This window comes from Paenibacillus forsythiae T98, assembly GCF_000520735.1.
Taxonomy (GTDB): Bacteria; Bacillota; Bacilli; order Paenibacillales; family Paenibacillaceae; genus Paenibacillus_AQ; species Paenibacillus_AQ forsythiae.
The window spans coordinates 1-5,387 of sequence record NZ_ASSC01000476.1 but is presented as its reverse complement, the minus strand read 5'-3'; the positions used below and the strand labels follow the sequence as shown (position 1 = coordinate 5,387).

Below are 5,387 nucleotides of genomic sequence, written 5' to 3'. Positions count from 1 at the left end.
CCGCCTGTCCGGACCGCTACTCGGCCAATCCGTTCTTGTAAGCGTAAATGGCTGCCTGCGTGCGGTCTTCCACACCCAGCTTGGCAAGAATGTTCGTGACGTGAAACTTGACGGTCTTGATGCCGATAATCAGCTGGTCGGCAATATCCTGATTGGACTTGCCCTGCGCCAGCAGCTTCAGCACCTCCATCTCCCGGTCCGTCAGCTCCGAATGAGCCGGAGCCTCGATCCGGGCGTCGCTGCGGAATCGGTTCATCATTTTGGAAGCAACCTCCGAGACCAGCACCGACTGTCCCCGGGCCGCAGCCCGAATCGCATCCGCCACCTCGCTGGCGCGCGAGGTTTTGAGCAGGTAGCTGAATGCGCCGGCTTCGATGACCGGATACATTTTTTCATCATCCAAATAGCTTGTCAGCACAATCACCTTGCACTCCGGGTACAGCCTCATTACCTGCCTGGTCGTCTCGATGCCGTCCATTCCTTCCATCACCAGGTCCATCAGCACGACATCCGGCTTGTACTCCTGTGCCAGGCGAACACCTTCCTCCCCGCTTCCGGCCTCGCCTACCACTTCAATGCCTTCCTCAGTTCCAAGCACCGCAGCCAGTCCGATTCTGACCATTTCGTGGTCATCCACAAGCAGCACCTTAATCGGTTCGCCATTCTCCACGGCCAATCCCTCCCAAAAGTTTGGTAAGCACAATCATCCTCCGGGTTGCTTCAAGCCGAATCCGCTCACGAAAGGACATAAACAAGTCTCCAATTGGAGCTTTTGTGCCTGTATGCCGGAGTTCTCCCCTCTAATTCTCCTAAAACCGGGCACAGCCCTTAACAACCTGACAGATCATCCGCCCTATGCGTTACGACAGGCTGCTGTCGTTCTTGTGCCCGGTAAGACTCCATTAGCTGAAAATTAGACGAAAGAATTCCTTCGCTGTGAAGACCCTGTTTGACCTAAATCCCCTTGTCCTCGCTGAGCAGCGGGACCGTAATCTCAATGCGAGTCCCCTTACCCGGAGCTGTAATAAAATGGATGGACCCTCCCGTTTCCGTAATCCGCTCCTGCATATTGGAGAGGCCGTACGATGTCTGCTTGTATTCGTCCATTTCAAAGCCGATGCCGTCATCGCGGATAGTCATCCGGACCGTATCGCCGCGCCGGTGGATACGAATCTCCATTTTCTCCGCTTTGGCATGCCTCAGCGTATTGGATATCGCCTCCTGCACAATGCGGAACAGGTGGTTCTCGACGCCCTTCATAAGCTGCACTCCGGAGTCCATCTCGAACAAAATCTCGATCGGCACCTTCACCTTCAGCTCCTTGATCAGCTCCCGAATGCCCTGTTCCAGACCCTTCCCATCCAGATAAACCGGACGCAAGTGCAGCAGCAGCGCCCTCATCTCCGATTGGGCCACCGCAGCCATCTCCTCAATGAGCGCAATCTGGCGCTGGGCCTTGTCGAAATCCTTCTCAAGCGTCCGGCCGACCGCTGTCGCTGTCATCGAAATGGCGAACAGCTGCTGGGATACCGCATCATGAAGCTCCCGGGCCAGACGCTGCCGCTCCTCCACAATCGCCGTCAACCTCGCCTGTTCGGCAAGCTGGGCGTTATTCGTCGACAGCCGTTGAAGCGTCGTCACTTGATTCTCCCACTTGCTGCCGATCACGTTGAGCTGCTCCGCGAGCCGGCCCAGCTCATCCTCGCCCAGAGAAGGCATGGAGAGCGTCAGATTGCCTTTCTCCCACAGCAGCAGCGTCTCCCGCATCCGCTCAAGCCTCCGCTTGACGCGGAAGCTCTGGTAGAACCCGAAGCCAATGCCAAGACCAATGGGCAGAAGCACCACCGAAGCCGTCCGAAGCCCATAATTCCAGCTCTCGACAGGGCGCAAAAATCCATATGTATACATGATGTACAGGATAACCAGCAGCAGGACAAAGGAGAACAAGGCTCCCTCGCCCATACTGCGGGACATGATGTTGGCATTCTTTTTATGATCCATCCGGAGCCCTCCCTCCTTGTTCCCTACGGCAATCTGACATCCAGATCCCCCATCAGATAGGAGACGCTGACCTTAACCCGATGCTCGCTGCTCTCGTAGCCCGGCGATTTCCAGTTTAACCGATTCAGCATGCCTGCATCGCGCTGGTTGCCGAATTCAATGGAGCCGAACAGAACGAAGGCCTCGATCTCCACCCCGTAATCGTCGGCCAAATGCAGATCCATATCGCCAAAAATCCCCTGAAACAGCATAACCGTCTCCTTATCCTCCGCCATCGCCAGCGACAGATCCAGATCCGTCTCACCCAGCACATGCCAGGCGCTCAGACTATGCATGACCCAGGGCGACCGGTCCCAGTTAAAGCTTGAGGAGAAATTCTGCTTTTGTAGATGGTTTCTTCCCTGCTGCAATCCTCTGGATTTGACAAAGAATATCCCCAGCGAAATCAGGCAGATGCCCAGCACCAGCACCAGATGATCCAGCAGCAGCAGCACCGCGCCAATTCCCAGCAGCGTATAGCCCTGTTTGATCTTGCCCGACGTTGTCAGGTAGATGCCCAGCAGTAGAAGGATAAGGGCGACAATGGAAAGAAAACCGATCCAGCGGCCAAAAATCATCAAGCATCCGAGAGCAATCAGTCCTATGGCTATCATACGGTTTCGCTTCTCCATCCTCGCACCTCCTGATGTGTAATAAGTCCGGACACTCCTTGCAACCGGGGAGCAAACGGCCGGAAAAGCCATGACGGCATGGTGATCCATCCGTATGGCTTTACCCTCGCTTCAGCATATCATATCAACCTGTATTTATGGAACAGTCATTATCCTCAAGGCCCGTATATTCCGCCCTATTCTTCCTTGCCCTGTGACGGCTCGGCGGAGCCGCTTAGCTTGCTCTTCAGCGCGTTCAGTTGCTCCTCCACCTTAAGCTGCTTCTCGGCATCGACAGGACTGTACGCGGCCGTCGGCCGGTAAGGTGCGCGCAGCACATCGGCTTCGGCTTCAAGCTGCATGATTTTCTCTTCCATCCGGTGGAATCCAAGCGACGCGCTGCCGCTTTCGATGCTGTGTACGCTGCTGATTTGCGACATTTGCTTCTTCGCTTTCGCCATCTGGGCCCGGGATACGAGCTCATTGCGTTTGTTGCGCAGCTTGTAAAATTCATCCTTCATATCGTGCAGCTGCTGCACCAATTCCTTCGCATGGGCGTCAGCCTGGCTGTGCAGCTCGCTGTATTCGCCAAATTTTTGGTCGAAGTAAATCTTCTCCTCCAGCAGCTTGCGGGCCACTTCTTCCTGCCCGTTCTTCAAGGCAAGCTCGGCCTGCGCGGCGCGCTGTCCGGACAATTTCCCCGCTTCCTCCACACGCTGCTTCATCCGGCGCTCATTGGCCATTTGCTTGGCAACCGTAACCTCCGCGTCGTGAATCTCTCCCTCCATGTCGCGCAAATACTGGTTCAGCATGATAACCGGGTCTTCCACCTTATCCAGCAGATCGTTGACGGATGCTTTGGTCATATCCTTGATTCTTTTAAAAACTCCCATGTTTTACACTTCTCCCTTCTTGTCTTCGTATTGGGCAAGCTTGCGTCTAAGCTCTTCGATTTCTTTTTGCATCGCTTTCTTCTCAATATCCTTCATCATATCGTCCAGACCGGAATCCTGCTCGGAATAGCCTGACGCTTTGCTGTATCGCCGATCATAATGGTCATTCCGTCCAAAAGACCGCGATCCGGGCGGATTGAACGGACCGGAGTGGCCGAACGGGCCCCGAGAGCCACATCCCCGGCGTCCATATCCGCCTTCGCTCCTATAATTCGCACCATAACCGCCGTCTGCCATTTCAGGGCCGAAGCCGTACGGCGGATAAGGCCCCTGCTCCCTCGGAAAGATCAGCGCGGCGATGAAATACACCGGAATAACGGCGCCGCCCGTAAACGGAATGCTGATCAGCAGCAGTATCCGCAGCAGCGTAGAGTCGATGCCAACCGCTTCCGCCAATCCGCCGGTGAGTCCTGTCAGCACTTTGTCGCGGGTAGATCGATATAACCTCGTCATAACGCTACTCCTTTCCTTCTATGTTCAGCTTCTCCTTCAGCTTGGCCAGCTCCCGCTCCAGCACGGTTGCGACCGTCTCGCCCGCCTGGACCGCATACTCCTGGCCCATCCGCCGCAGATCGCGAAGACTTTTGGCTTCAAGCTCCCAGTCGGTCAGCCGGTCTTCCAGGCGTCCGAACATCTTCGGAATGTCCCCGCCGCCGTAAGTGCCTGCCCGCTGGTTCATCCGCTGCTGTAGCCGGAGCGTCTCCATCCGGGCCGCATAATACTGACGCTTGCTGTAGACCGACTGATACTCCATCTTCAGCTCGCCAAGCTGCTGCTCCAGTTCCAGCAGAGACTGCCGGCTTTGCTCCAGAAGATCGCCATACTGCTCCAGCTTTTCCTCGTAAATGATCTTCTCCTGCAGGGCCAGCTTTGCCAGATTGTCTTCGCCCGCTTTCAGAGCCAGCAGCGCCTGCTCCTCCCGCTTGTTCCTCATGGAAGTCGCTTGGTCCACCTGATGCTGAAGCTGCTTCGTATGATTCGCGTATTGTTGGTACAATCTTTCAGCCTCGCTGATTTCCTCGCGGGTCGTGTACAGAAATTGATCGATCAGCTTCACGGGGTCCTGACTTTGTTCAAGCTTTTCATTTAAATTGGCTACGGTGATGTCCCGCATGCGACGAAAAACGCTCATAATGTGCCGCTCCCTCCTTGCCGTTAATTTAAGTTCCGTTATAAGCTTTAATAATAGGTGCCTCTCTTGCCTTTAAGTATCGATATTCCCCATACGACCAGGGCCACGCCGAGCAGCGGTCCGATCAGCCACGACAGCTTGGCGATCAGGGACATGACGCCGATAAACATTACGATCCAGCCAATCACCTTGCGTCCGCTCTTAATTCCGTAGTAGCCGAGTACAACCAGCAAGACCGGGAACAGCAATCTGAAAATTCCGTGTATCAGCGGAAGCGCCAAACCCAGCAGCATAATAGCACCGATGGCAATCAATACGACAGCAAGACCGTTTCCTTTGTTTCTTTGCATTTTTTTCACCGCCTTTCGTTGTCCTTCACCTTATGCTCTTATTGTAGGCGGAATCGGGCTTTGCCAAAACGGACCGGGGACGGTTTTTGGAACTGGACCTTAGGCGGGGCGGACGTCAGACCGTTGTCCGAAAGAATGACAGACAACGCAAACAGGCTTGCGAAACCGCTGAGTCAGCCGTTTCACAAGCCTGTTATCCTAATCTATTCTATACACAACCGCAGGAACTCTCTTGAATTAAGCGCCAGTTGCTTCTTTTTCTTCCAGTTTCTTCAGAGCTGTTTCTTCGTCTTCAACCACA

8 protein-coding genes are annotated in these 5,387 nt (G+C 54.7%); 1 reads left to right on the top strand and 7 read right to left on the bottom strand.

The annotated features are described in order from the left end of the window. Positions 1-16: 16 nt before the first annotated feature. From L692_RS0115175 to L692_RS0115145, 7 genes are all read right to left on the bottom strand, one after another. Positions 17-670: a response regulator gene (locus L692_RS0115175; RefSeq protein ID WP_025701012.1), complete on the bottom strand. Its 654-nt coding sequence runs from the start codon at positions 668-670 to the stop codon at positions 17-19. A gap of 284 nt (positions 671-954) precedes the next feature. Beyond that, on the bottom strand, positions 955-2,001 hold the full coding sequence (locus L692_RS0115170; RefSeq protein WP_025701011.1) for a sensor histidine kinase: 1,047 nt from the start codon (positions 1,999-2,001) through the stop codon (positions 955-957). A gap of 23 nt (positions 2,002-2,024) precedes the next feature. Continuing rightward, a complete protein-coding gene (liaF, locus tag L692_RS0115165; RefSeq protein ID WP_025701010.1) occupies positions 2,025-2,672 on the bottom strand; it encodes a cell wall-active antibiotics response protein LiaF in 648 nt (215 codons plus the stop codon). A gap of 176 nt (positions 2,673-2,848) precedes the next feature. Then, on the bottom strand, positions 2,849-3,544 hold the full coding sequence (locus L692_RS0115160) for a PspA/IM30 family protein (RefSeq protein WP_025701009.1): 696 nt from the start codon (positions 3,542-3,544) through the stop codon (positions 2,849-2,851). A gap of 3 nt (positions 3,545-3,547) precedes the next feature. Further along, positions 3,548-4,057, bottom strand: a complete 510-nt coding sequence (locus L692_RS0115155; protein WP_025701008.1) for a PspC domain-containing protein — start codon at positions 4,055-4,057, stop codon at positions 3,548-3,550. A gap of 4 nt (positions 4,058-4,061) precedes the next feature. Then, positions 4,062-4,736: a PspA/IM30 family protein gene (locus tag L692_RS0115150; protein ID WP_025701007.1), complete on the bottom strand. Its 675-nt coding sequence runs from the start codon at positions 4,734-4,736 to the stop codon at positions 4,062-4,064. Positions 4,737-4,783: 47 nt separating this feature from the next. Then, entirely contained in the window at positions 4,784-5,086 is a 303-nt protein-coding gene (locus L692_RS0115145) for a LiaF transmembrane domain-containing protein (protein WP_025701006.1), read from the bottom strand. Positions 5,087-5,146: 60 nt separating this feature from the next. On the opposite strand from L692_RS0115145, the gene L692_RS33560 reads away from it, so the two are divergent. Further along, a partial coding sequence (locus L692_RS33560; protein ID WP_036723858.1) for a hypothetical protein occupies positions 5,147-5,387 on the top strand: 241 nt, incomplete at its 3' end.

What these genes read in the sequence shown, in the direction of transcription:
- L692_RS0115170 (WP_025701011.1), bottom strand. Translation starts at nt 2,001, where the DNA reads ATGGATCATAAAAAGAATGCCAACATCATGTCCCGCAGTATGGGCGAG.
- liaF (WP_025701010.1), bottom strand. Translation starts at nt 2,672, where the DNA reads ATGGAGAAGCGAAACCGTATGATAGCCATAGGACTGATTGCTCTCGGA.
- L692_RS0115160 (WP_025701009.1), bottom strand. Translation starts at nt 3,544, where the DNA reads ATGGGAGTTTTTAAAAGAATCAAGGATATGACCAAAGCATCCGTCAAC.
- L692_RS0115155 (WP_025701008.1), bottom strand. Translation starts at nt 4,057, where the DNA reads ATGACGAGGTTATATCGATCTACCCGCGACAAAGTGCTGACAGGACTC.
- L692_RS0115150 (WP_025701007.1), bottom strand. Translation starts at nt 4,736, where the DNA reads ATGAGCGTTTTTCGTCGCATGCGGGACATCACCGTAGCCAATTTAAAT.
- L692_RS0115145 (WP_025701006.1), bottom strand. Translation starts at nt 5,086, where the DNA reads ATGCAAAGAAACAAAGGAAACGGTCTTGCTGTCGTATTGATTGCCATC.